Genomic DNA, 23,962 nt, shown 5'->3' on the forward strand with positions numbered 1-23,962 from the left:
ATTCCGTTAGCCTCCAACGCTCCCCCCCAGAGAAGGACTGAAACCCGCGAAGTTCCTCGGGGTTTCTGCCTGTCGGAAGCGCACGCTCGATGGACAAGAACAAGATCATCGAAGCCGCCGCGAAGCTGGTCGCGAAGGGCGCTTACGACAAGGCCATCAAGGAGTACCAGAAGGTCCTGGAGGTCGACCCGAAGGACATCCGGGTCCTCCAGAAGATGGGGGAGCTGTACCAGAAGAAGAACGACAACGCGCAGGCGGCGCACTTCTTCACCAAGGTCGCGGAGAGCTACTCCTCGGACGGCTTCTTCCTCAAGGCCGTCGCCCTCTACAAGCAGGTCCTCAAGCTCAACCCGAACCTGCTGGAGGTGAACCTCAAGCTGGCGGAGCTGCACCAGCAGCTGGGCCTGATGTCGGAGGCGATGGCGTACTTCCAGATCGTCGCCAACCACTACGACAAGGCGGGCGACACCAAGTCGAGCCTCGACACCCTCAAGAAGATGGTGGATCTCGACCCGGAGAACGTGGCGTCGAAGATCAAGCTCGCGGAGCTGTACGCGCGCGAGAGCATGACGAAGGAAGCGGCGCAGGAGTTCAAGCGCGCCGCGGAGTACCTCAAGCGCAACAGCCGCGCGGATGACTGGCTTCGCGTCGCGGAGCGCCTCTCCGCGCTGGAGCCGGACAACCTGCCGCTGGCGAAGGAGCTGGCCGCGTCGTACCTGCAGCGCGGCGACCAGAAGCGCGCGCTCGCCAAGCTCCAGGTGTGCTTCAAGGCGGACGGCCGCGACGTGGAGACGCTGACGCTCCTGGCGCAGGCGTTCCAGGGGCTGGGCCAGGTCTCCAAGACGGTGTCCGTCTACAAGGAGCTGGCGAAGATCCACCAGGAGCGCGGCCGCACCGCCGAGTCCGACGGGGTGTGGACGCAGATCGAGCTGTTGGATCCGCAGGACCCGGATCTGCTCGCGCGCCGGGGGCCGGTGGACGAGCCGGAGCCCGAGCCCGTCGCCGTGCACGAGGACGCCGCGCCCCAGTGGAGCGCGCCCGCCGCGCCGCCGCCGTCGCGTCCCGCGCCCGCCGCGCCGCCCGTGGCCGTCGTGCCGCCGCCGCCCGCGGGGATGAGCCGCGAGCAGCTGGCGAAGCTGCTGACGGAGACCGACGTCTACGTGAAGTACGGGCTCCACGACAAAGCGCTCGAGCACCTTCGCAAGGTGTTCGCGGTGGATCCGGAGAACCTGGACGCCCACGAAAAGGCGTACCACATCTACGTGGCGGCCAATAACGGCGCGCAGGCGTCGGAGCAGCTGCTCAACGTGCTGCGCCTGTGCACGCGCCGCGCGGACGTGCAGCGCGCGCAGCCGTACCTGGCGACCATCCTCCAGGAGAACCCGGCGCATCCCGAGGTGCCGGCCTTCCTGTCCGTGCTGCGCTCGGAGGGCGGGGTGGTGGCGCCGGTGGCCACCCCCGGCGTGGAGTCGCTGGAGGAGGACGCCATCCTGGTGGACTCCAACGACGATGAGATCCTCGTCGCGGAGCCGCCGGACGACGCGCTCGCGCAGCCGGAGGGCGACGAGCTGGCGCTGGCGGCGCTGAGCCACGGCACGGACTCGGATGAGATCGTCGACGACGAGGTCGCGGAGACGACGCTGAGCGGCGAGGAGGCGGTGATGGGGGAGCCCATCAGCTCCTCCGAGAACGCCATCTACGACCTGCCTCCGCAGGACGACCTGGTCGTCGGCTCGGACGACGACGCGCTGGTGCTGGCGGACGAGCCGGGCCTGGGGGACTCCCCGGGCGGCTTCGAGGACGAGCCGCTGGTGGGCGCGGACGACGCGCTGTCGTACGCGGCGGACACCTTCGAGGACACGTCCGGCGACGAGCCCATGGTGCTCGCGGACGACATGGGCGGCATGTCGCTGGGCGACGAGGAGGAGCCGCCGCCCACGCGCGTGCTGTCCCCGTCGCGCGCGCTGCTCGACGAGGCCGCGCCGGACACGCAGCAGGTCCAGACCCTGGACGACGAGGACGCCGCGTTCTCCGACCCGGGCATGTCGCTGGGCGAGGACGACGACGCGCCCACCCGCGTGGGCCTGGCGCCGCTGGACGCCTCCGCGCTGGACGACGAGGGCCTGGAGCTGTCCGCCCCCGAGCCCGACTACGACATGGGCGCGCAGCTGGGCGACGACGACGACGAGCCCACCGCCGCGCACCTCGTGCTCGCGCCGGTGGAGGCGCCGTCCTACGACGAGCCGGAGCCCGAACCGGAGCCGGAGCCCGAGGCGCTGGCGGATGCGCCCGAGCCGGAAGCGGAGCCCGAGGAAGAGCCGGCCTCCGAGGAGTGCGACGAGGCGTCGTTCTTCCTGGACCAGGGCCTGCTGGAAGAGGCACGGGAGATCCTGGAGACCATCGCGATCGCCTTCCCGGGCCATGTGCGCGCCGGGGGGCTGATGGCGCGGCTGGAGGAGGCGGAGGCCGGCGGTGGCGCGGCCCCCGAGGACGCCGCGCCGATGGAGCCCGTGTCGGTGCCGTCCGTGCAGCCGGTGACGGAGGCGTCCTACGACGCGGAGTCCGACGGCGGCGGTGACGCGTTCGACCTGGCGGCGCAACTGGCCGGGGAGCTGGACGACCTGGGCGGCGAGTCGCTGGCGGCGGTGCCCCCGGCGGACGAGGACTTCCAGTACTCGGTGGACGAGGTCTTCGCCGAGTTCAAGAAGGGCCTGGCCAAGGTGGTGAAGCCCGAGGACGTGGACACGCACTACGACCTGGGCATCGCCTACAAGGAGATGGGCCTGCTGGACGACGCCGTCCACGAGTTCGAGGTGGCGCGCCAGGGCAGCATGGGCACGAAGCGCGAGCTGGACTGCCTGACGATGATTGGCATGCTCCACACGCTGCGCGGCCGTCCGGACGAGTCCGTCCAGGTGTTCAAGGAAGGCCTGGGCAACGCGCTCGCGGTGGGAGAGGTCGCCAAGGCGCTGGGCTTCGAGCTGGCGAGCGCCTACGACGCGCTCAACGAGCCAGGCAAGGCGCTCTTCCACTTCCAGCGGGTGGCCGCCATGGACGCGAAGTACCGCGACGTGGGGTCACAGGTGACGCGCCTGTCGGCGGTCACCGCACCCGAGGACGACCCGCTGCCCCGTGCCGGAAGCAAGGCCCCCGCTGGCCCTCCGACGCCGGTGCCTGCCGCGGGCGCGCCGAAGGCCCGTAAAGTAGGGTACGTGTAGCGCGTCCCCGCGAGGCCCGGCGAGCCCATGACGACCTACCTCGATTTCTTCGAACTCACCCAGGAGCCGTTCTCCAACGCTCCGGTGAGCCGCTTCTATTACAACTCCGCGCAGCACTCGCAGGCCCTCACCCGGCTGATGCATGCCGTGGGCTACATGAAGGGCCTGTCCATCCTCGTGGGCGACATCGGCGCGGGCAAGACGACGCTCGCCCGGCGCATGCTCGACTCGCTGCCCGAGTCCGAATACGAGGCCGCGCTGCTGGTCATCATCCACTCGGGCATCACCGCCCAGTGGCTGCTGCGCCGCATCGCGCTCCAACTGGGCGTGGAGAATCCGGCGCAGGAGAAGCTGGCGCTCCTGTCGCAGCTCTACCAGCGCCTGCTGCAAATCTACGAGTCCGGCAAGAAGGCCGTCGTCCTCATCGACGAGGCGCAGATGCTGGAGACGCGGGAGATCATGGAGGAGTTCCGGGGGCTGCTGAACCTGGAGGTCCCCGAGCGCAAGCTCATCTCCTTCGTCTTCTTCGGCCTGCCGGAGATTGAGAAGAACCTGAAGCTGGACCCGCCGCTCGCCCAGCGCGTGGCGCTCCGCTACAAGCTGGAGCCCTTCACGGCGGAGTCCACGGAGGCGTACGTGAAGCACCGGCTGCGGCTCGCCGGGTGCCCGCGGATGCCCTTCACCCCGGAGGCGCTGCTGGCCGTGCACCAGCACTCCGGCGGCACGCCGCGCGTCATCAACACCCTGTGCGACAACGCCCTCTTCGAGGCGTTCCTCGCGCGGCAGGAGTCCATCGACGCGGAGCTGGTGCACCGCATCGGGACGAACCTGGGCCTCCAGGGTGGCTCGGCTGCTTCCCAGGCGGGCGAGCAGGCGAGCGCGCCTGCTTCGTCGCTGCCTCGGACGGCGAACACGAAAATCGATCTGGCGGAGATCGACCGCTACCTCGAGGGACTCGGTAAGCTCTAGGGGCTTGTCTCCCCCCAGCCGCAACGGTGCGCGCAAGGCGCTGCTGTTGATGCTCCTCGTCGTGTCGGGGAGCATCCTGCTGTTGCGCCAGCCGTTCACCTGGGACGCCGCCTGCACGGTGGCGCGCCGGAACCTGCCGGCCCTGCTGGGCCTGGACGTGGGCATCGGCCGGTGCGAGCTGGATCCGCTGGGCTCGCGCGTGGTGCTGCGCGGCGTGTCGGTGTTCGCGCCCGGTTCGGACACGCCGCTGTTCGCCGCGGACGAGGCGGAGGTGGGGCTGGGCTTCCTGTCGCCCCTGTCGCGCCGCTTCGTGCTGGGCCACGTGAGCGTGCGCCATCCGCGCGTGACGTTGGACCTGTCCCAGCCTTCGCCCGCCCCACCCACCGAGGACGGGACGTGCCCGCTCACGCCGCTGGAGCGCGTGGGCGTGGGGCGCATGAGCATCAGCGGCGCGGAGGTGCGGCTCAAGCTGCCCGGGGGCCGGAGCGTGGAGGTGGAGAACCTGGACGTGGGGTGGGTGGAGCGCTGGGGCGTGATGGAGCTGGAGGTGGGCGCGCGGCAGGGCGTGGTGCGCCTGGGCGCGGGCGCCGAGGAGCTGACGCTGGGCCAGCTGGCCTTCGTGGGCGCGTTGGATCCGGACGAGGGGCTGCTGGACGTGGAGCGCGCGGAGGTGACGCTCGACGACATCACCGCCACGGTGTCCGGCCGGGTGGAGACGCTGTGCCACCCCACGCTCGCGCTGGACGCGCAGGTGTTCCTGCCGATGCGCACGCTGTCGCAGGCGAAGCTGCTGCCTCGGCCCGCCACCGGCCACCTGTGGACGCGCCTGTCGCTGTCCGGGAAGCCCGCCGCGCTGGTGGTGGGCGCGGACGTGTCCGCGAGCAACCTGGCATATGAGGAATACGGGCCGCTGAGCCTCACCGCGCGCCTGTCGTACGCGGGAGACCGCGTGCGCGTGGAGTCGCTGGAGGCCCCGTTGGGTGGGGGCCGCGTGAAGCTGTCCGGCGCGCTCAGGTTGACGCCGGAGCTGCCGGTGGAGCTGACGCTCCAGACGGAGGACGCGTCGTTCGGCCGCATCCTGGAGCGCGCGGGCGTGGCCGGCTCCTGGGTGGACTTCCCCGCGACGGCGAACGCGCACCTCACCGGAACGCTCCTGCCCCGGCCTTCGCTGTCCGGGCCGTTGGACCTGCGCACCGGCCCCTTCACGCTGGCCACGCGCGCGTTCGACGCCCCGGCGCGCGCCGGCAAGACGCTGCTCACCTTCGCCAGGGGCCACGCGCAGACGAGCGTGAAGCTGCAGGGCGACCGCGTGTCCTTCTCCCGCCTCACGGTGGAGTCCGGCAGGTCGCGCGTGCACGGCGAGGTGACGCTCTACTTCGACACCGCGCGCGGCCTGGACATCCAGGGCACCGGGGACGTGGAGCTGTCGGACTTCGGCCACATCGCGGAGCTGCCGTGGGCCGGGCGCGGGTCGGTGAACTACTCCGTCGTCGGGCCGTACTCGGACGTGAAGGTGGACGCGTCGCTGTCGCTGCGCGACTTCGTCTTCTGGGGCTTCAACCTGGGCGTGACGCAGGGGAAGCTGTCGTACTCCAACGGCGTCCTGGCGTTCCCCTCGCTCACCGGCCAGAAGGGGCGCACGCAGTACTTCGGCAAGGGCGCGCTCACGTTCGCGCGGCTGCTGCACCTGCGCCTGGACCTGAACGTGCCGCAGGGGCGCACCGAGGACCTGGTGGACCTGGTGGCGGGCCTGAGCCCGTCCATCGCGGTGATCCAGGGGCAGTTCGGGGGCGCGGCGTCCGGGCGCGTGGAGATAGACAGTCCGCTGGAGAAGCTGGAGGGGCTGGTGGCCTTCGACCTGAAGGACACCACGTACCTGGGGCGGCGGCTGGGCGCGGGCGCCGCGCGGCTGCGCTTCGTGGACGGCCGGGAGATGGTGCTGGAGCGCACCGTGCTGGACGGCCGGCTGGGGCGCACCTGGGTGGAGGGCTCCTTCGCCTTCGCGGGCGACCTGGACTACCGCTTCGGTGGGGAGAACCTGTCGCTCGCGGAGGCCGTGGGCCCGGAGACCGCGGAGGCCATGGGCATCCAGGGCACGCTGGCGCTCGCGGGCACCGTGGCGGGCACGGCGGACAGGCCGGACATCCGCGCCACGCTGAAGGGCCCGCGCATCACCTTCGCGTCGCGCGACCTGGGCGCCATGGACCTGGCGCTGCACCAGGACGGCAAGGCGCTGCGCATCACCGGCCACCCCTTCCGGGACGCGCAGGGCTCCCTGTCCATGACGGTGAAGGAGCCCTACCTCTTCGAGTCCACGCTGGACCTGCTGCTGCCCGAAATCCGTCCGCTGCTGCCCCAGGTGCCGGCGCTGGCGGGCGTCACCGGGATGCTCGCGGGGCGGGTGACGTTGCAGGGCCCGCTGCTGCAGCCGGACGCGTACCAGGTGGCGGCCACGGTGCGGGACTTGACGCTGGCCCGGGGCGACCTGCGCGGGCGCAACCAGGCGCCCATCGTGCTGGCCTACGCCGGGGGCCGGCTGGACGTGCAGCCCTTCCGCTTCAGTGGCGCGTCGGTGGACGTGACGCTGGGCGGGTGGATGAGCAGGAGCCGGATGAACATGAGCCTGCGCGAGGGCCGCATGGACGTGCGGCTGCTGGAGCCGCTGCTGCCGGGCATGGAGCGCGTGGGCGGCCAGCTGCGCGTGGACGCGGAGGCCACCGGCTCGCTGGACGCGCCGTCGGTGGTGGGCACCGCGGAGCTGTCCGACGTGCGGCTGTCCATGCGCGACCTGCCGCTCACCGTGCGCGCCATGTCCGGCCGGCTGGAGATGACGGGCCAGCGCGTGCTGCTGGAGCACCTGCAGGCCCAGGTCAACGAGGGGCAGGTGTCCGCGCGCGGCGACATCCGGCTGGAGCGCTTCGTGCCCAAGCGGCTGGCGCTGACGCTGCAACTGGACGCGGTGCCGTACCGGATGACGGAGGACCTGCCGCTCACCGTGTCCGGCCTGTTGCAGGTGGTGGGGCCGCCCACCGGGCCCACCGTCACGGGCGGGCTGGACATCGTGAAGCTGCGCTACCAGAAGCCGCTGGACATCGAATCGCTGCTCAAGACGATGCAGAAGAAGCCGTCGCTCGCGGTGGGCGGCGGCGGTGAGCGCGCGCGGGACGCCTTCTTCACCTGGGACGTCAACGTGCACTTCGGCGACGTGCGCGTGGACAACAACCTGGCGAAGGCGCGGCTGTTGGGCGACGTGCGGCTCACCGGCACGGACGTGAAGCCGGGCCTGCTGGGCCGGGTGGAGGCGGCGGAGGGCAGCCAGGCGTTCTTCCGCAACAACCTCTTCACCATCGACCAGGGGCAGCTGGAGTTCCGGGACGCGTCCGGCATCGACCCCGTGTTCGAGGTGCAGGCCCAGACGCAGGTGCGCGAGTTCGTGGTGAAGCTGCACGCGTTCGGCCGGCCGGCCAACCCCCTCATCGTGCTGTCGTCGGAGCCGGTGCTGACCGAAGGCGACATCCTGTCGCTCTTGACGCTGGGGGTGACGAGCGCGGACAAGGACACGGCGGCGTCGGCGAGCTACGGTCTGGCGGCGGAGGCCCTCTTCAACGTTTCCGGCCTGGACCGGCAGGTGCGCCGCTTCCTGCCCAGCAACCCCGTCCTCAGGGATTTGTCCCTGCAGATCGCCACCACCTACAACGACGCCACCCGGCAAGCGGAGCCCACCGCACAACTGGAGTCGAAGTTCCTCTCCGAGCAGCTTAAAATCGGGATGACCCAACCGGTGAGTGGGCGTGGTACCCGGGCACGCGCTGAGTATCGCTTCGACGACCGTCTTTCCGCACAGGCCCAGTGGGACAACGAGAACAGCCAAGCGTCGTTCGGAAACCTCGGGCTCGAGCTGAAGCTGGGCTGGGAGGTCGAGTAGCCGCGCTGACCGCGGTGCTGCTCCTCGTGTGCGCGCTGCCCGCCGTCGCCGCGGACGCTGACGACGCCCCTCCCAGCGTGATGGCGGTGGAGCTGCACCTGCCGGAGGGCGTGGCCTCCGACGGCCTGTCGGCGCTCGTCACCCTGCGCAAGGGCCAGGCGCTGACGCCGGGCGCGGTGCGCCGGTCGGTGGAGCAGCTGTTCGCCACGGGGCGCTTCGCGGACGTGGTGGCCACCACGCAGGACGTGCCCGGGGGCGTGCGGCTCGTCTTCCAGCTCACGCCGCTGCCCCAACTGGCCCAGGTGACGGTGCGGGGCAACCGCGTGCTCACGACGGGCGAATTGCTGGAGGCGAGCGGCCTGCTGGAGGGCGGGCCGTTGGACCCGGAGGAACTGGACACGGCGGCGGCCTCCGTGCGCGAGGCCTACCAGCGCAAGGGCTATGACGCCGTCTCCGTCCAGGTGGAGGAGCAGCCGGTGCCCGCGGGCGGCGTGGCGGTGACGCTGGTGGTGGAGGAGGGCAAGCCCACCCGCGTGCGGCAGGTGACGTTCTCCGGCAGCCCCGCGCTGCCCCTGCCTCGGCTCGTGGAGGCGCTGGGGATGAAGCCCGGGGAGGTGTTCGACCGGGCGCGGCTGGACCTGGGCCTGGAGCGGCTGCGGGTGCTCCTGCGCGAGGGCCGGCACTGGCGCGCGTGGGTGGGGCCTCCCACCGTCGTCGTCGAGGACAGCGAGGCGTCCGTGGCGGTGCCGCTGGCGGCGGGGCCGGCCTTCCAGCTGCGCTTCACGGGCACCCGCCACTTCCCGGACTCGCTGCTCACGCGCGTGGTGGGCTACGACGGCGAGGAGGCGCTGGACGAGTCCGTGGCGGCGCGGCTCGGCCGGCGGCTGGAGGCGTTCTACCGGCGGCGGGGCTTCCACGACGTGCGCGTGCGGGCGCTGGAGATGATCCGCCCGGACGGCGACCTGGCGGTGCTGGGCTTCCAGGTGGAGGAGGGCGCCCCGCTGCGGGTGACGGAGGTGCGCTTCCACGGCAACGCGGCGGTGTCGTCGGAGGCGCTGCGCGCGCAGCTCACCAATCAGGTGGCGGTGGGGGAGACGTGGCCGGAGCTGGACCTGCCCATGCGCGAGGATCCGCTGGAGACCGAGGGGCGCGGGCGCCGCCAAGGCACCAGCGTGGTGTCCCCGCCGGACCCGTCCACGGTGTACGTGGAGGACCTGTGGCTGGAGGCCGTGGACGCGATGACGACGGCCTACCGCGAGCAGGGCTTCGCCTCCGCGCTGGTGACCTTCCGCGGCCTCAAGGTGGACATGGTGCACCACACGGCGGAGGCGGACTTCGACGTGGAGGAGGGCCCCCGGGCCCTGCTGCGCGACACCGCCTTCGAAGGCCTGCCGCCGGAGGTGGACCCGTCGTGGGTGACGGTGATGCTCCCCCGGGACACGCCGCTGAGCTTCGAGCGGGTGGAGCAGGCCCAGGCCGCGCTGGAGCGGGGGCTGGGCCGCGAGGGCTACCTCTTCGCGCGCGTGAGCAACGAGGTGTCGGTGGACGGGGTGGGCACCTCCGCGCGGGTGGCGTTCCGCGTGGATGCCGGGCCCCGCGTGCACGTGGGGCAGGTGCTGCTCCAGGGCCTGAAGCGCTCGGATCCGGACGTGGTGCTGGCGCAGTTGGACTTGAAGCCCGGGGCGCCCCTGTCGGTGGAGGCGCTGGCGGACGCGCAGCGGCGCCTGTCGCGGCTGGGGCTGTTCCGTCAGGCGGAGATCTCCCTGGCGGACCCCAACCGGCGCGAGGCCTCCAAGGACGTGCTGGTGACGGTGCAGGAGCGCCCGCGCATCGACGGCGAGGTGTCCGGCGGCTACTTCCTGGTGGACGGTCCGCGCATCACGCTGGACACGGCCTGGCGCAACCTGGATGGGCGGGGCCTGAACCTGCTGGCGCGCGGCAAGGTGAACTACGCGGGCGCGAGCGCGGAGGCGCTGTCGTCCTCGCGGCTGCCGGCCGGGTGTGACACGGGGGAGCTGTCGGGCGAGGCGTGCGAAACCGACCTGGACGGCCTCAGCGGCCTGGGCGGACGCGGCAACCTGGCGCTGTCGCAGCCCCGGCTGTCCTTCCTGGCGCCGCAGGAGATTGGCGCCCGCCTGGACCTGATTGGCGAGCGCGTGCACCGGCCGTCGTACCTGTCCACGCGGTTCGCGGCGGTGGTGGGCGCGGACTGGGCGCTGGCGTCGTGGGTGAACGTGTCGCTCCAGTACGAGCTGGAGAACAACCGGCTGCGCTCGCGCGCGGGCGTGCTGGAGCTGGTGAACCGCGCGGACCAGGAGCGGCTGCGCTACCCGTATGGGGACTTCGCGCTGCACTCGCTCCGGCCGTCCGCGACGCTGGACTTCCGGGACGACCCGGCCAACCCCCGTCGGGGCATGGTGCTCACCACCAGCGCGGAGTTCATGCGCGGCATCAGCGTGCACCCCACGGACGTCGCGGGCAACCGCGTGCCGGAGTTCCCCATCGACGGGGTGAAGCTGTCGGGCAGCGTCAGCGCGTACGCGCCGCTGGGCCGCCGCGCGAGCGTGGCGGTGAGCGCCCGGGCGGGCACCATCGTGCCGCTGACGCAGGGCTCGCAGAACATCGGCTCCAAGCTGTTCTACCTGGGCGGTTCGTCCAGCCTGCGCGGCTTCCGGGAAGACGGCGTGCTGCCGCAGGACGTGCGCGAGGTGCTCCACCAGCGGCTGGCCGCGTGCCGCGCGGTGATCACGCCCGCGGGCTGTCCGGACGACCTGAAGGCGGTGATCTCCGGCCAGGTGCCCGCCAGCCAGGGCGGCGAGCTGTACACGCTGGGCAAGGCGGAGCTGCGCGTGCCGGCGGTGGCGGCGGTGGACCTGGGCCTGTTCTTCGAGGTGGGCAACCTGTGGCAGGACCGCACCCTCTTCGACCTCAAGGTGCTGCGCTACGCGGCGGGCGTGGGCCTGCGCTACGTGACGCCCGTGGGCCCGCTGGCCTTCGACGTGGGCTTCAACCTGGACCGCGACGAAGCGCTCAACGAAGCCCCCACGCAGTTCCACTTCAGCATCGGTACGTTCTGACCGGAGGCCTTCGCGTGCGACCCGAACATCCGCGCCGTGGGATGGCTGGAGGGTGGGCCCTGGCCCTGCTGGGGCTGCTCGCGCTCGCGTGTCAGCACGGGCCGGACGCCTCCGCGAAGCCGCCGCGCCCCAAGTGGATGCCGCCGGAGGGCGCCTGTCCCCGGGGGGCGCAGCTCCAGATGGAGCGGCTGGGGCTGAAGACGGGGGACCGCATCCCCGTCATCGTGGACAGCATCCAGGACCACCCGGGCCCGGCCCGGTACAACTACAGCTTCGTCATCGCGCTGCCGCAGGGGGCAGGGGAGGCGAAGCTCCCGGGCGCGCGCATCGGTGGACGCCTCTTCGTGACGAAGCACCGCGTGTTCGGCCGGTATGACCGCATCTTCACGCCGGAGAGCGGGGCCACGTCGGTGCCCTTCTGCGGCGTGCTGCTGGACTCGCGCTGGGACCGGGATGGCGAGGGGCTCATCGCGTACCCCAGCCCCATGAAGGGCTTCTCCGTGGTGCAGGACAACACCGGCATCATCCTGGTGGTGGACCGCTACCCGTGAGGCGCGCGGGCCTCAGTCCACATGGAGCGTGTAGCTCTGCTGGGTGCTGCCCAGCAGGTCCTGCACGCCGAGCATGAAGGTGAAGTCGCCCGCGACCGTGGGCTTGCCGGAGAGCACGCCCTTCTGCCTGTCCAGGAGGATGCCCGGAGGCAGCGCCCCGTCCTTGATGCTCCAGGTGAACGAGTTGGTGCCGCTGATGGTCTGGAAGACGTAGGCGTAGTCGGAGCCGACGCGACCGTCGGGCACGCCGCGCGAGAGCAGCTTGACGAACGCCGTGACGTCCGCGATGGCGATGGAGAGCGTGCGGGTGGCGCTCTGGGGCGGCGTGTCGCTGTCCGTCACGACCAGCGTGAAGGCCTGCATCCCGTCTTGCTCCGTGGTGCCCTCGAAGCCGCCGTTCGCCGTCATCGTCAGCCCCGTCGGCAGCGACTGCTCCGGCGCGAGGGCGAAGCGGTACGGTGCCTTGCCTCCGGTGGCGGAGGCGGTCTCGGTGTAGGGATTCCTCCGGGGCGCGTCCGCGAGCGGCGCGGGCCCCGCGAGGCGCAGCACGGACCGGACGCCCAGCCGCAGGCTGCCGCTGGCGCGCTTCACCGGAGTGCTTGAGTCGATGACTTCCACCGGGAAGAAGATGTCTCCCGCGCGCGAAGGGATGCCGCTGAGCTGGCCTCCGGTGCCGAGCGAGAAGCCCGCCGGGAACTGCGCCGTGGCGTTGAACGTGTAGGGCGGCGTTCCGCCCCGGGCCTGGAGCTGCGCGGAGTAGAAGACGGTCTCGGTGCCCCCCAGCAGGAGGGTGGACTCCAGGGCGAGCGCGGGGGGGCCCGCGTCGGGCGTCGTGCCCGCGTCCGCCGTGCCCGCATCCACGGTGCCCGCGTCCTCCGTGCCTGTGCCCGCGTCCTCCGTGCCCGTGCCCGCGTCCTCCGTCGTGCCGCCATCCTGCTCCGTGCCTGCGTCCTCCTCATTGACGGACGGGTCGCACTGGCGCCCTTCGCCACACGCCGGCAGGCAGCGGTTCTCCGAGGCGAGGCACGAGGTCCCGGAGGGACAGCCGCCCGGCGCGTCACATGCGGCGAAGCGCGACAGGTCCGGCGCGAACGAGCAGGCCTGCACGGCAAGGAGCAGGGCGCCGAACAACGTGGCCCGGAGCGTCCTCATGGCCGGCACGACGCCGGGGCCCGACGACACGGCGTACGAACGCGCTGTGCGCTGTTGCGTCCTCATGGCCACTCCCCGCTGGATGAAACGCGCTCCCTCACGAAAGGCGGCCTGCCCCTTCCTGGTGACACGGCGGACGGATGGACCGTGCCCCACCGCATCCTCATGGCAGCTCCCAGACCAGGGACAGCGCGCCGCTGACGCCGAGCAGCGCGCTCACGCCCAGCAGCACGTTGGACGTACGCGCCTGCCTCCGGCCGTCCTGGAGCCGGGAGGCGAAGCAGTCCGTGAAGCCCTCACCGGACTCGGCGCACTCACCACCGTTCTTCGACACGCGCGACTCCGTGCCCCGGGCCGCGAGTCCGAAGCCCACGCCCACCGCGAGCGCCACGCCGCCCGCGCCCAGCAACACCTTGGGCAGCAGGCGCGAGCCGCGCGGCGCCGCCTTCGCGGTCCCCAGCGGAGCCCAGACCTGCTGGAGCGCCTGCGTCGCCCGGGCCTCCGCCTCGCCCGGGGTCGTGGCCGGCGCCTCGAAGTGCGCTCGCGTCTCCGGGCCGCGCGCATCCGTCACGGTGAGCGACACGCTGCGCCGCCCCCCCACGCCCAGCGCGACGCCGCGCACGAGCCTGCGCGCGCCCAGCGACGCGGCCTGCGCGTTCCGGCACTCCGTGTTGCCACACGCGGACAGCGACGTGCCCGACCCGCGCAGCCGCTCCGCCGTGTCCTCGCGCGACTCCAGGCACGCGTCGGGCAGGGCGGACACCGCTCTTCGCGTGGCGTCCTCCAGCGCTCGGGCGTCCGCGGAGCTCAGCGCCACGCGCTCGAAGGGCATGAGCACCACGCGCGTGTCCGCGTCGCAGGGCAGCGCCCCCCGCGCGAGCAGCAACAACAGTGACGCGGCGGACACGCTCATGGCGCCAGGGCCGCGTCGGCTTCTTCCGACGGCGGCGTGAGCCCGAAGCTGGCCATGTAGCCCCGGTAGAAGCGCTGGCCGAAGGGCACCGAGAAGAGCTTGTCCCGGAACGCGTCCTCCACGGCACCCCGGGCCGCCACGGTGGACTCGCGCCAGGGCAGGCCGCCCGCGTCCACCACCTGCGCGGCGTGGGTGAGGGTGAAGGCCGCCTCCTTCCCCGGGCCCCGCAGGTGGTAGCCCCGGCCCACCGGCAGCGACAGCACCAGCGGCCGCTCGCGCTCCTTGTGCAACTCCACCTGGCGGATGCCGCGCGAGTCCTCCACCCACAGCCGGCCCTCCAGGCCCGTGGGCACGAGCAGGTAGCCCAGCGCCGCGGCCTTCCCCTGGTCCGTCAGCGCGAAGGCGCGGTCCAGCGCGGGCGGCTGGATGTACACGCGCGGCTGCCCGCGAACGTCGTCCAGGCCCTGGCTGGCGGCCGCCACGAAGGCGCGCAGCTCCGGGTAGTCCACCCGGCCATCCCCGTTGACGTCCCCCGCGCCCGACAGCGCCGAGCGCACCATGTGGCTGAAGATGCCGGAGCGGATGGCGCTCCACTCGTGGCTCTCCTGCTCCGACGACGTGGACAGCACCACGCCCACCTGCGGGAAGCGCTCCAGCTCGCGTCCGCCCAGCAGGCCCTTCACCGCCTCCGCATAGGCGGGGCCCACCGGCAGCGCGCCGCGCGAGTGCACGAAGAAGTAGGAGTCGCACGCGTCGACGATGAGCTGGATGAAGGACGCCTTGCTGGGGGTGAGCACCCGCGAGAACAGCGCCGTGCGCGTCAGGGGCCCGTCCAGCAGGCTCACCGCGCCCTCGCCCGCGGCGCCGCGCTTGCCGTGGCCCACGAAGACGAAGGACAGCACCGGCACCTGTCCCCGGGCCCGGTCCTGGGCCATGCGGCCGTTCAGCCGGGCGAGCGCGTCGTCCAGCGCGGCGTGCGTGGGGGGCCGCGTCTTCGCGGCGAGCCCCGGGTGCAGGGCCTGGGTGTCGGCGTCCAGCACGCTCAGCAGGACCACCTCGCGCGAGCGGGGCGCGAACAGCTCGTAGTACCGGGCGCCGTCGTCGTCCGCATAGCGCAGCGGGGCCTGGCCCTTCTCCGTGCCCGTGTTGCTGGCGACGATGAGGGCGTAGTGGACCTGCTCGGGGGCGGCGCTCGCGGCGGTTCCCACCAGGAGGAGCACACCCAGGGCCAGCGTCCTGTGGGGGGGCGTTCGCATGGAGGGGATGGCGCGGTGCGCCGCAGGAAAGGATGCCATGGAGAACGTCCGACAATCCACTCGGGTCCGCTCGCGACAACATGCGGATGACGGGACCGCGACGGTCGCGGTAAGCCCCTGAGGGATGGAGTGGGATGACGACACGCTGCGCCGTTTTCGCGAAGGCACCCCGGACGTGCTGGCGGACGTGTATCGCGCGCACGCCGAACCGCTCGCCCGCCTGCTCAAGGCCGCCGCATGGCGGGGGGCCTTCACCCGCTTGAAGAACGCGATGGAGCTGGAGAACACCTTGCTGGAGACCTTCGCCCGCGCCTTCGAGCCCCGGACGCGCGCGGCCTACAACGGCACGCGCCCCTATGCCCACTTCCTGATGGGCATCGCGCGCAATGTCCTCCTGGAACAGTCGCGCGAGCGCGAGTGGGTGGGCCGGGACGCGCCCTTCGAGGGGCTCACCGAGGCGTCGGAGGAGGACGGCGGGCTGGCGGAGGTGCTGGAGGACCGCGAGGTGGAGACGCTGCTCGCGGTGTTCAAGGATGGACTGTCGCGTGAGGAACACCGGCTGTTCGAGCTGCGCTTTGGCGAAGGCGTGGCCCAGGAAGACGCCGCCACGGCGCTGGGGCTCACGCGCATCCAGGTGCGGCGGCGGGAGTTCGGGTTGAAGTCCAGGCTGCTCGGGTTCCTCCAGTCGAAGGGGTACCTGGAGGACCTGGAGACGCAGGGCTGGAGCTTCTTCAGGCGGCGGGGTGCACGATGAGCGACTGTGACGACCGTCGGGCGAAGCAGGCGATGAGCGCCCTCTTCCAGGAGGGCTCCCAGGGGCTGGACGCCGCCGGCTTCGAACGGCTGCGCGAGCACCTGGCGACGTGCCCTTCATGCCAGGACACCTACGACCGGCTGTCGCGCGTGGAGTCCGCGCTGGAGCAGCGCGCCCTGCCCCAGGCGAGGAGCGCGCTGCTGGAGCAGGCGCTGTGGACGCGGATGGCGAAGGCCGCCAGCCCCGCGCCCCGGCCGGCGGTGGTGGAGTCCCCGCGCCGGTGGTTCACGGCCCCCTGGTTCGTGCCCCTGTCGCTGGGCGTCGTGGCGGCCTCCGTGGCCCTGGTCGTCGTGGTGCCTTCGCTCCAGCGGGCGGAGCCCACCGCGCCGGAGTGGCAGGCGCGCTCGGCTGAGCCCGGGGTGGGGGCCTGGGGCGTGCGGGCCTTCTGCATCGCGCCCGCGGGCACGGTGCTGGCGGAGGCCCGGCCGGGCGGGACGCTGGCGTGCGCGGAGGGCCACGCGGTGCAGTTCAGCTACACCGCGCCGGAGCGCGTGCGCCTGTCGCTGGACGGGACGTCCGTGACGGGGGAGGCGCTGCACTTCTTCCCCCGCGAAGGCGCCGCCTCCGAAGTCGCCGCAGGCGTGGACGTCCCGCTGCCGTTCAGCACGCCGGTGCAGGGCGGGTGGCTGACGGGCCCCGTGCTGGTGCGCGCGAACTTCACCGATGCGCAGGGCCGCACGGTCGCGGACACGCTGGTGACGCTCACGCCCGTGGCCCCCTGAAACGAACAACCCCTCCCCCGTGCGAACACAGGGGAGGGGCGGGAACTGCCGCGCCTTTGTGGGGTCCGAAACGACGGACGCAGCGCGGCGGTCCACTTCCTTCAGTGCCGGTGGCTCGCCTGGCGCGTCGAGGACGTCCTCGGGCCGTTCACGCCAGGCTCCGGCGATGGGGTTCGTGATGACGGGCGCGGCATCCGGGACGCGTCCTGGAATGAGGTGTCGCGAGGCGCCTGGCGTGGATCGCCGCCCCGCCGGATTCTTCGGGAGGGCAGGAATCCGGGGCCTGGCGACCTCCCGGCGATGACAGTGTCTGGAGCCGGGGCGGCCGCGGGGTGGGGTGCCGGTATACAGTCCGCGCCGTGTTCTACGCGTGTGTACGGGTGGTGGTGGCGCTGGCCCTGCGGCTCTTCTACCGGGTGAAGGTGAATGCCCCGGCGGAGGCGCCCTCCGGGCCGGTGCTCTTCGTGGGCAACCATCCGAACGGGCTCATCGACCCGGCGCTGGTGTTCATCCTCACGCCGCGCAAGGTGACGTTCCTGGCCAAGGCGCCGCTGTTCAAGCTGCCCGTCATCGGCTGGCTGCTCAAGGGCCTGGACGCGCTGCCGGTGTACCGCAAGCAGGACGACCCGGCGCAGATGGGGCGCAACGAGGGCACCCTGGACGCGGCGAAGGGGGCGCTCGTGAAGGGGCGCGCCATCACGCTCTTCCCGGAGGGCAAGAGCCACTCGGAGCCGGAGCTCGCGGAGCTGAAGACGGGCGCGGCGCGCATCGCGCTCAACGCCGCGCGCGAGGGCGCCGCGGTGCGCATCGTCCCGGTGGGGCTCACCTACGCGGAGAAGAACGTCTTTCGCAGCGAGGTGCTCATCGACCAGGGGGCGCCCATCGACGTGACGGCCTTCCTGCCGGCGGACGCGCAGGTGGCGACGGAGCAGGAGTCGGTGCGCGCGCTGACGGAGCGGGTGGCGGAGGGGCTGCGCGCGGTGACGCTGAACCTGGAGCAGTGGGAGGACCTGCCGGTGGTGCGGGTGGCGGAGCAGCTCTACGCCTTCCGCCAGGGGGGCGCGCTGGACGCGGAGCGGCTGCGCCTGTGGGCGCGTGGGGTGAGGCTGTTCCGCACGCAGGAGCCGGAGCGCTATGAGCGCCTGCGGCTGCACCTGTCCTCGTTCCGCCACCGGATGGCGCTGGTGCAGGTGACGCGGCCGGAGGAGCTGTCGGTGCGGTACCGGGCCGGCAACGTGGCGCCCTTCGTGGTGAAGACGCTGCTGACGCTGGTGTTCGGGCTGCCGCTGTTCGCGGCGGGGCTCCTGCTGTTCGGACTGCCGTACCCGGTGCCCCGCATGGCGGCGAAGAGCGCGGAGCTGGATGTGCAGGCCACGGTGAAGTTCCTCACCGCGCTGGTGCTGTCGGCGGTGTGGTGGGCGCTGCTCACCGGCGCCGCGGCGCTGTGGGGCGGGTGGACGTGGGGGCTGACGACGTTCGTGCTGGTGCCGCCGCTGGCGCTCTTCACGCTGTACTTCGCGGAGCGCTGGGACGGCATCCGCCACGACCTGGGGATGTTCTTCACGCTGGGCAACCGGCAGCGGCTGCGGGCCCGGCTGCTGGCGGAGGGCGAGCGGCTGGCGGGCGAGGTGGAGCGGCTGGCGGAGGCGTACCGGCCGCAGCTCCAGTCGCCCGCTCCCTCCTCCGTGACGAAGTAGGCACCTGCGCGGCGGGCCGGAAGATCCGCCGATGCCGTCGAAAGCCCCGCCCTCCTGGTGGGGCGGGCCGGTCGTTAGGTTCCTTCCTGGAATCAACGACGGATGACTGCTCCGGACGACGACCTGCCTTCTGCTCACGCGCCGCCGCCTGCTTCAGGGCGCGGCGCTCCTGGGCGCGCAGGCGCGGGTCGGTGGGTGCGCGGGCACGCGGCTCCCGGAGGGGTCATCCCCAACGCAGCGGAGGACGGCCATGGCTTACGACGTCGTGATTGTGGGTGGGGGCCCCGCGGGGCTCAACGCCGCGCTGTACCTGGGACGCGCGCGCCGCGCGGTGCTGCTCTGTGACGCGGGCACGCCGCGCAACGCGGCCGCGACGCACATGCACGGCTACGGTTCACGCGACGGCATCCCGCCCCCGGAGTTCCGCCGCATCAGCCGCGAGCAGCTCCAGCACTACAAGAACGTGGAGGTGCGGGACACGCGGGTGGGGTCGGTGGAGCCGCACGGCGGAGGCTTCCGCGTGGCGCTGGGGGACGGCACCACGGTGGAGGCCCGGCGCATCCTGGTGGCGGTGGGCATGGTGGACGTCATGTTGGACATCCCCGGCTACAAGGAGCTGTGGGGGCCCAGCATCTTCCAGTGCCCGTTCTGCCACGGCTGGGAGGTCCAGGACGAAGCCTTCGGGGTGCTGGCCACGGAGCCCGCGTACCTGGACTACGCCATCGTCGTGCAGGGCTGGTCCCGCGACGTGACCGTCTTCACCCACGGCTCCTTCACGGTGCCGCCCGAGCAGCGCGAGCGACTGCTGCACCTGGGCATGCGCCTGGAGGAGCGGAAGATCCGCGCGCTCCACGGCAAGGACGGCCGGCTCGCGGAAGTGGAGCTGGAGGATGGGACGCGCGTGCCCCGACGGATTTTGTTCTCCGCCCCGCCGCAGCGCCAACCGGAGCTCGTCACGCGGCTGGGGCTCGCGCTGGATGAGCAGGGCTACGTGAAGGTGAACGGGGTGGGAGAGACGTCCATGCCGGGCATCTTCGCGGCGGGGGACACCACGACGCGCCTGCAGGCGGCCGTCATGGCGGCCAGCGCGGGCGCCGTCGCCGGGGCCATGCTGAACCACGGCCTCGCCATGGAGGACGCGGACCGCAGCTACACGGCCGCGACGGGGAGGCCGCCTCCGGCGAGGCAGAAGCCGCATTGAACAGCGGCCCCACCGTCAGAGCAGGATGAGGGAGGCCCGGGTGTCCGGTGCGGAGGCGCAGCGCGCGTCATGCCGCCGTGGCGCAAGGACGGAGACCTTGTCGTCCGTCACTCCGGTGGAGTGGTGCTGCTTTCGCCACGCTGCGGGCGTGAGGCCCTCCGCGCGCCGGAACAGGCGGATGAAGTGCGTGGGGTCCGCGTAGCCCACGCGCTCCGCGATGATGTCGATGCGCTCGTCGGAGGACAGCAGCCTGCGCCGTGCCTCCGCGAGTCGGCCGGAGATGATCCACTCCACCGCGCTGTGCCCCGTGGCCTGCTTGAGCGCGGTCGTCACGTGCGCGGGCGAACGGCCCACGGCGGCGGCCACCTCGCGCAGCGAGATGGGCTCCAGGCAGTGCCGTTCAATGAACGTCAGCGCTTCGCCCACCCACGACGTGCGCGACTCCGCGGGCGTCCACGCGCCGGAGCGGGCCACCTCCACGAGCACGAGCGAGAACAGGCTCCGCACCACCTGCTCCCTCAGGGGACTGGCGGGTGCGCGCGTCTCCTCGCCAATCTCCGACATCAGCCGGAGCAGGTGCTCCTGCCTGCCGGAGGGAATGGGCACGACGGCGGAGGCGCCCTGGCGCACGCGCTCGAAGGGCTCCAGCAGCGGCCCCACCTCCGTCAGCGCGAAGGCGGCCGGGTGGAACCCCAGGCCCAGGAGCTCCGCCCCCGAGGACTCCACCATCCGGTGCTTCTCCCCGGCGGGGATGAGCAGCACGTCCCCCGGCGTCAGCGTCAGGTGGGTGCGCTGCTCGATGGTGGCCTGCCCCTCCGTGTAGAAGGCGAGGGTGGCGTGCGCATGGCTGGCCGGACGCGAACGGGAGCCCTGGACGCGCCCATTGCCCACGAACAGGGGCCCCGGGCCCTCATGCGGCAGATGTTCGGCAGCCACGAAACGCCTCCGCTTCCTTCCCTGGCGAGCAGCGAAGCTCCCCGCACAACCGGCCCGGGCTCGGATGCATTCCGGGCCCGGGGGTTTCTCCGCGTCAGGCGCGGGCCTGCGGCACGGCCTCCCGGAACAGCTTCGCGCCCAGCAGGAGCGCCAGTCCGCCCAGCAGCACCGGCACCGAGTTGATGGCGATGGCCGTGTGGAGGCTGGCCATGTCGGCGATCTGCCCGATGAGCGTGGGGGAGATGGCGTCGCCCAGCATGTGGATGCACAGCACGTTCAGGCCCATGGCGAAGGCGCGGAACGCGGGCGGCACGCAGTTGACGATGGCCGCGTTGATGGGGCCGCTGTTGAGGAAGATGAGGAACTGCGCCACGCCAATGGCCGCGAACGTGAGCGTCGTGTCCTGCAGGTTCACCGCCAGGTACATGCACGGCGCCGCGAGCAGCAACCCGATGCCGGACAGCCACAGGCCACCGCCCGCGCGCTTGCGGTCCATCTTGTCGCCCAGCCAGCCGCCCGCCACGGTGCCGGCGAGGCCCGCCACCGCGGTGATGGCGCCGAAGACGAGGCCCACGCGGCCGGGGTGCTCCAGCCACAGTTGCCGCTCGCGCACCAGGTACGTGGGCATCCAGAACGCGAGCCCGCCAATGGAGAACGTCATCAGCGTGTAGCCCGCCGTCGTCGCCCAGAAGGCGGCGTTGCGGCCCAGGCCCCTGAGGCCCTCCATGAAGGGCAGCTTCACCGCCGCGTCCGGCCCGTCCATGGCGCCGCGCTGGGGCTCCGGCATGAAGAAGGCCATGGCGCCCAGCACCAGCCCCGGCACGCCGCCCGCGAAGAAGGCCACGTGCCACGAATACGACTGCGTCAGCCACCCGCCCAGGCCGTAGCCCATGGCGGAGCCCACCGGGATGGCGATGTAGAAGTACGACAGCATCCGCGTGCGCTGCTCGCGCGGGTACAGGTCGGAGATGATGGACGGCGCCACGGCCCCGTAGCCCGCCTCGCCAATGCCAATCACCGCGCGCGCCAGCAGCAGCGCCGTGAACGTGGACGCAAGGCCGCTGGCCCCGGTGGCCAGGCTCCACAGGAGCACGCCGCCCGCCACCAGCAACCGGCGCGGCACCCGGTCTCCCAGGAAGCCGCCCAGCGGAGACGCCAGCATGAACACGACGATGAAGACGGTGCCCAGCAGGCCCGACTGCGCGTCGTTGATGCCGAAGTCCCGCTGAATCTCCGGCAGCGCGACGGCGATGATGTACCGGTCGAGGTAGTTGACCAGGTTGATGAGGGTCAGGATGAACAGCGCATAGCCCGCGCGCACGGACTGCGTGGCGGGCGCGCTGGACGGAGCGGCGGGGGAAGAGGCGTTCATGAGGAGGAGGGCGCGGAGCCGAAGCGGTGGACCAGCAGGCCCCAGCGCAGGCCGCGGTCACTCACGCGGCACGCGTCCAGGCCCAGGGCCTTCACCGCTTCGCGCAGGATGAGCGCGCCCGCGGGGATGACGTCCGCGCGCTTGGGCTGGATGCCGGGCAGCGCGCGCCGGGCCTCCAGGGGCAGGGCGCACAGCCGGTCGGTGAGCGCGTCCAGCTGGCCCCGCGACAGCGTGCCGCCGTGGACCCGCTCCGCGTCGTAGGTCGCCATCGCGTGCTCCACGGCGTACAGCGTCGTCACCGTGCCGGCCACGCCCACCAGCATCGCGGCCGGGGGCGGCGGGGGCAGGGCGGAGAAGGTGTCGCGCAGGTGCGCTTCGATGGCGCCGCGCTCGTCGGAGGACAGCGGATCCGTGCGCACGAAGCGCTCGGTGAGGCGCACGGCGCCCACGTCGAAGCTGTGGCGGAAGGCCACGGTGCCGGCGTCGTTGCCGTAGATGAACTCCGTGGAGCCGCCGCCGATGTCGACGACGACCAGCGGTCCCGCGGCGTCGCCCGCGAAGTCCGCGGCCACCGCGGCGAAGGACAGCTGGGCCTCCATCTCACCGGGGATGATCTCCACCGTCACGCCCGCGCGGGCCTTCGCGGCGGCGATGAAGTCCGCGCCGTTCTTCGCATCGCGCGCGGCGCTGGTGGCGGACACCGCGATGCCCTCGGCGCCCAGGGCGCGGGCCTCGTCCGCGAAGGCGACCAGCGTGGCCAGCGTGGCCTCCATGCCGTCCGGGGACAGCACGCGGTGGGTGTCCACGCCCCGGCCCAGCCGGGTGATTTCAGCGCGCTCCACCACGGCCTGGAAGCGCCCGTCCGGCTGGCGATCCGCGACCAGCAGCAGCACGGAGTTGGTCCCGATATCGATGGATGCGAAGCGCGGCATGCGGCGCACACTACTCAACGCAGCAGCGCTTCCAAAGCATCCCCCAGGGCCTCGTAGTCCGCCGGCGTGTTGTAGAGCTGCGCGGACAGCCGCAGGTGACGCCGGGGCGCCTTCGGCCAGGGGGTGACGGGGACCTCCACGCGGTGCTCCTCGAACAGGCGCACGTGGAGGGGGTCCAGGTAGAGCGGGGGCTCGGGCCGCTCCGGGGCGCCGTCCGGCAGGGCCACGCACACCATGCTGCCCACCATCGCGTCCGGGCACAGCAGCGTGTCCTGCTTCAGCCGGGCATTCAGCCGTCGCCGGGCGGCCAGCGCCTTCTCCCGGTTGGAGGCCATCACCTCCGGCCACCCGCCCGGCACCAGCCCGCCCACGACGCGCAGTGCGGTGGGGATGCACAGGAAGGGCGTGGGGTCGTGCGTGCCCGTCCAGTCGAACTCCAGCCGGAAGCGCGAGCGGTCCGTGCGCGGCGAGTTGTGCCCGTGGCTCACCACCAGCGGCTTCATGCCCGGCTGCAAGTCCCTGCGGACGTAGAGGAACGCGGCGCCCTTGGGCGCGCACAGCCACTTGTGGCAATTGCCGGTGTAGTACGCCGCGCCCAGCTCCTGGAGCGCCAGCGGCACCATGCCCGGCCCGTGGGCCCCGTCCACCAGCGTCTCCACCCCGCGCTCGCGCAAGGCGCGCACCAGCTCCGCGAGCGGCATCACCAGGGCCGTCTGGCTGGTGATGTGGTCGACGAGCAGCAGCCGCGTGCGCGGCGTCACCTGGGCCATCACCGCGTCCACGACGGCGTCGGCGGAGGGCACCGGCCAGGGCAGCTTCGCCACCACCACCTTCGCGCCCATCGCGGCGCAGGCCGCGTCGAGCGCGTTCTTCGACGCGTTGTATTCGTTGTCGGTGGTGAGCAGCTCGTCGCCGGGCTGGAAGCGCAGGTTGCGCAGCACGGTGTTCACGCCCGTGGTGGCGTTGGGCATGAACGCCAAATCGTCCGCGTCCGCGCCCACGAAGGCCGCGAGCGCGGCGCGGGCCTCATCCAGGAGCGGCTCCACCTCACGCCCCAGGAAGCGCACGGGCTCCGCCTCCAGGCGGGCCCGCAGCTCCGACTGGTGCTGGAGCACCGCCGTGGGGCAGGCCCCGAACGAGCCGTGGTTGAGGAAGACGACCTGGGGGTCCAGGCCCCAGTGGGAGCTGAGGGGAGCGCTCATGAGGCGCAATGCACCCCGGCGCGTC

At 72.3% G+C, this 23,962-nt stretch carries 16 protein-coding genes; 9 read left to right on the forward strand and 7 right to left on the reverse strand.

Going from position 1 to position 23,962, the window contains the following annotated elements; all coding sequences use genetic code 11:
- Nucleotides 1–89 precede the first annotated feature (89 nt).
- The 5 genes from OV207_RS29615 to OV207_RS29635 are packed head-to-tail and all read left to right on the forward strand — an operon-like array spanning nt 90 to nt 11,740.
- Nucleotides 90–3,218, forward strand: coding sequence for a tetratricopeptide repeat protein (locus tag OV207_RS29615; protein WP_267558422.1), 3,129 nt, complete (start codon nt 90–92; stop codon nt 3,216–3,218).
- Nucleotides 3,219–3,245: 27 nt separating this feature from the next.
- On the forward strand, nt 3,246–4,187 hold the full coding sequence (locus tag OV207_RS29620; protein ID WP_193349320.1) for an ExeA family protein: 942 nt from the start codon (nt 3,246–3,248) through the stop codon (nt 4,185–4,187).
- Nucleotides 4,188–4,236: 49 nt separating this feature from the next.
- On the forward strand, nt 4,237–8,112 hold the full coding sequence (locus OV207_RS29625; protein ID WP_267558731.1) for a translocation/assembly module TamB domain-containing protein: 3,876 nt from the start codon (nt 4,237–4,239) through the stop codon (nt 8,110–8,112).
- A 14-nt stretch (nt 8,113–8,126) separates the two neighbouring features.
- Nucleotides 8,127–11,189 carry a POTRA domain-containing protein gene (locus tag OV207_RS29630; RefSeq protein ID WP_267558423.1) on the forward strand — a complete coding sequence of 1,021 codons (3,063 nt, stop codon included), beginning with the start codon at nt 8,127–8,129 and terminating at the stop codon, nt 11,187–11,189.
- Between the two features lie 41 nt (nt 11,190–11,230).
- The gene (locus tag OV207_RS29635) at nt 11,231–11,740 is read left to right on the forward strand and encodes a hypothetical protein (protein ID WP_267558424.1); all 510 of its coding nucleotides are present in this window, start codon (nt 11,231–11,233) and stop codon (nt 11,738–11,740) included.
- A 12-nt stretch (nt 11,741–11,752) separates the two neighbouring features.
- On the opposite strand, the gene OV207_RS29640 is transcribed toward OV207_RS29635, so the two are convergent.
- From OV207_RS29640 to OV207_RS29650, 3 genes are all read right to left on the reverse strand, one after another.
- A complete protein-coding gene (locus OV207_RS29640) occupies nt 11,753–12,892 on the reverse strand; it encodes a putative Ig domain-containing protein (protein ID WP_267558425.1) in 1,140 nt (379 codons plus the stop codon).
- Between the two features lie 163 nt (nt 12,893–13,055).
- On the reverse strand, nt 13,056–13,805 hold the full coding sequence (locus tag OV207_RS29645; RefSeq protein WP_267558426.1) for a hypothetical protein: 750 nt from the start codon (nt 13,803–13,805) through the stop codon (nt 13,056–13,058).
- A complete protein-coding gene (locus OV207_RS29650; protein ID WP_267558427.1) occupies nt 13,802–15,100 on the reverse strand; it encodes a hypothetical protein in 1,299 nt (432 codons plus the stop codon). The genes OV207_RS29645 and OV207_RS29650 overlap by 4 nt, the downstream gene beginning before the upstream one ends.
- 85 nt (nt 15,101–15,185) lie before the next feature.
- On the opposite strand from OV207_RS29650, the gene OV207_RS29655 reads away from it, so the two are divergent.
- The 4 genes from OV207_RS29655 (at nt 15,186) to OV207_RS29670 (ending at nt 19,495) form a co-directional block, all read left to right on the forward strand.
- Nucleotides 15,186–15,815, forward strand: coding sequence for an RNA polymerase sigma factor (locus OV207_RS29655; RefSeq protein WP_193349325.1), 630 nt, complete (start codon nt 15,186–15,188; stop codon nt 15,813–15,815).
- The gene (locus OV207_RS29660; RefSeq protein WP_193349326.1) at nt 15,812–16,597 is read left to right on the forward strand and encodes a hypothetical protein; all 786 of its coding nucleotides are present in this window, start codon (nt 15,812–15,814) and stop codon (nt 16,595–16,597) included. Before OV207_RS29655 ends, OV207_RS29660 begins: the two co-directional genes overlap by 4 nt.
- A gap of 359 nt (nt 16,598–16,956) precedes the next feature.
- Nucleotides 16,957–18,294 (forward strand): lysophospholipid acyltransferase family protein, encoded by a 1,338-nt coding sequence (locus tag OV207_RS29665; protein WP_193349327.1) that lies wholly within the window; start codon nt 16,957–16,959, stop codon nt 18,292–18,294.
- Nucleotides 18,295–18,544: 250 nt separating this feature from the next.
- Entirely contained in the window at nt 18,545–19,495 is a 951-nt protein-coding gene (locus OV207_RS29670; protein ID WP_267558428.1) for an NAD(P)/FAD-dependent oxidoreductase, read from the forward strand.
- A gap of 15 nt (nt 19,496–19,510) precedes the next feature.
- Here OV207_RS29670 and OV207_RS29675 read toward each other — a convergent pair whose 3' ends face one another.
- From OV207_RS29675 to OV207_RS29690, 4 genes are all read right to left on the reverse strand, one after another.
- Nucleotides 19,511–20,431, reverse strand: a complete 921-nt coding sequence (locus OV207_RS29675; protein ID WP_267558429.1) for an AraC family transcriptional regulator — start codon at nt 20,429–20,431, stop codon at nt 19,511–19,513.
- A gap of 94 nt (nt 20,432–20,525) precedes the next feature.
- Nucleotides 20,526–21,803: a spinster family MFS transporter gene (locus OV207_RS29680; protein WP_267558430.1), complete on the reverse strand. Its 1,278-nt coding sequence runs from the start codon at nt 21,801–21,803 to the stop codon at nt 20,526–20,528.
- Nucleotides 21,800–22,735 carry a Ppx/GppA phosphatase family protein gene (locus OV207_RS29685; protein WP_193349331.1) on the reverse strand — a complete coding sequence of 312 codons (936 nt, stop codon included), beginning with the start codon at nt 22,733–22,735 and terminating at the stop codon, nt 21,800–21,802. Before OV207_RS29685 ends, OV207_RS29680 begins: the two co-directional genes overlap by 4 nt.
- Before the next feature lie 14 nt (nt 22,736–22,749).
- Nucleotides 22,750–23,937, reverse strand: coding sequence for an aminotransferase class V-fold PLP-dependent enzyme (locus OV207_RS29690; RefSeq protein WP_267558432.1), 1,188 nt, complete (start codon nt 23,935–23,937; stop codon nt 22,750–22,752).
- Between the last annotated feature and the right edge of the window lie 25 nt (nt 23,938–23,962).

This window comes from Corallococcus sp. BB11-1, assembly GCF_026626625.1.
Lineage (GTDB): Bacteria > Myxococcota > Myxococcia > Myxococcales > Myxococcaceae > Corallococcus > Corallococcus soli.

What these genes read in the sequence shown, in the direction of transcription:
- OV207_RS29615 (WP_267558422.1), top strand. Translation starts at nt 90, where the DNA reads ATGGACAAGAACAAGATCATCGAAGCCGCCGCGAAGCTGGTCGCGAAG.
- OV207_RS29620 (WP_193349320.1), top strand. Translation starts at nt 3,246, where the DNA reads ATGACGACCTACCTCGATTTCTTCGAACTCACCCAGGAGCCGTTCTCC.
- OV207_RS29625 (WP_267558731.1), top strand. Translation starts at nt 4,237, where the DNA reads ATGCTCCTCGTCGTGTCGGGGAGCATCCTGCTGTTGCGCCAGCCGTTC.
- OV207_RS29635 (WP_267558424.1), top strand. Translation starts at nt 11,231, where the DNA reads ATGGCTGGAGGGTGGGCCCTGGCCCTGCTGGGGCTGCTCGCGCTCGCG.
- OV207_RS29640 (WP_267558425.1), bottom strand. Translation starts at nt 12,892, where the DNA reads ATGAGGACGCTCCGGGCCACGTTGTTCGGCGCCCTGCTCCTTGCCGTG.
- OV207_RS29645 (WP_267558426.1), bottom strand. Translation starts at nt 13,805, where the DNA reads ATGAGCGTGTCCGCCGCGTCACTGTTGTTGCTGCTCGCGCGGGGGGCG.
- OV207_RS29650 (WP_267558427.1), bottom strand. Translation starts at nt 15,100, where the DNA reads ATGGCATCCTTTCCTGCGGCGCACCGCGCCATCCCCTCCATGCGAACG.
- OV207_RS29655 (WP_193349325.1), top strand. Translation starts at nt 15,186, where the DNA reads ATGGAGTGGGATGACGACACGCTGCGCCGTTTTCGCGAAGGCACCCCG.
- OV207_RS29660 (WP_193349326.1), top strand. Translation starts at nt 15,812, where the DNA reads ATGAGCGACTGTGACGACCGTCGGGCGAAGCAGGCGATGAGCGCCCTC.
- OV207_RS29670 (WP_267558428.1), top strand. Translation starts at nt 18,545, where the DNA reads ATGGCTTACGACGTCGTGATTGTGGGTGGGGGCCCCGCGGGGCTCAAC.
- OV207_RS29680 (WP_267558430.1), bottom strand. Translation starts at nt 21,803, where the DNA reads ATGAACGCCTCTTCCCCCGCCGCTCCGTCCAGCGCGCCCGCCACGCAG.
- OV207_RS29685 (WP_193349331.1), bottom strand. Translation starts at nt 22,735, where the DNA reads ATGCCGCGCTTCGCATCCATCGATATCGGGACCAACTCCGTGCTGCTG.
- OV207_RS29690 (WP_267558432.1), bottom strand. Translation starts at nt 23,937, where the DNA reads ATGAGCGCTCCCCTCAGCTCCCACTGGGGCCTGGACCCCCAGGTCGTC.